This is a genomic window from Poseidonocella sp. HB161398, from assembly GCF_005870025.1.
Taxonomy (GTDB): Bacteria; Pseudomonadota; Alphaproteobacteria; order Rhodobacterales; family Rhodobacteraceae; genus Mangrovicoccus.
In genome coordinates, this window is the sequence record NZ_VATA01000267.1 from 1 (window position 1) to 699 (window position 699).

The following is a 699-nucleotide window of genomic DNA, read 5'->3' on the forward strand; positions in this document are numbered from 1 at the left end:
CCGGTCACGGATTCCGGGACATCCGGTCACCCCGGATCCCGGTCTGGAGACGCCGCTGGGCGATCGTGTGGCGGGGTAGCCTTGCCGTCCAACAGGACGTGCGAGGACCCCCAGGATGAGACGATTGCCGATGCGCAAGATTTCGGAAGCCCTCCGGCTGAAGGCCGCGGGACTGTCGACGCGGAAGATCGCGTCAAGCCTCGGGCTCGGGCAGTCGACCGTGTCCGACTACCTCAAGCGGGCCGACCGGGCGGGGCTGTCCTGGCCGCTGCCCGAGGGCACCTGCGATGCCGATCTGGAGCAGCGCCTGTTCCAGCCGGTGGGCGGCGCGACGCGGCGGGGCCTGGCGCCGCCGGACTGGGCGCATGTCCACCGGGAACTCCGCCGCAAGGGCGTGACGCTGTCGCTGCTCTGGGAGGAATACCGCGCCGCACATCCCGCCGACGGCTATGGCTACAGCCGGTTTTGCGACCTCTACCGCCGCTGGGAGGGGCGGCTCGCGCCGAGCATGCGCCAGCATCACGCTGCCGGCGACCGCGCCTTCGTCGATTTCGCGGGCGACACGGTCGAGGTGATCTGCCCCGAGACCGGCGAGGTCCGGCAGGCGCAGATCTTCGTCGGGGTGCTCGGCGCCTCGAGCTACACCTATGTCGAGGCGGTCTGGACACAGGGCCTGTCCGACTGGATCGGCGCCCATGT

The 699-nt window shown here is 70.5% G+C and carries 1 protein-coding gene; it reads left to right on the forward strand.

What is annotated here, in order from left to right; translation table 11 throughout:
- Window positions 1–130: 130 nt before the first annotated feature.
- A partial coding sequence (locus FGX59_RS37180; RefSeq protein WP_370296522.1) for a helix-turn-helix domain-containing protein occupies window positions 131–699 on the forward strand: 569 nt, incomplete at its 3' end.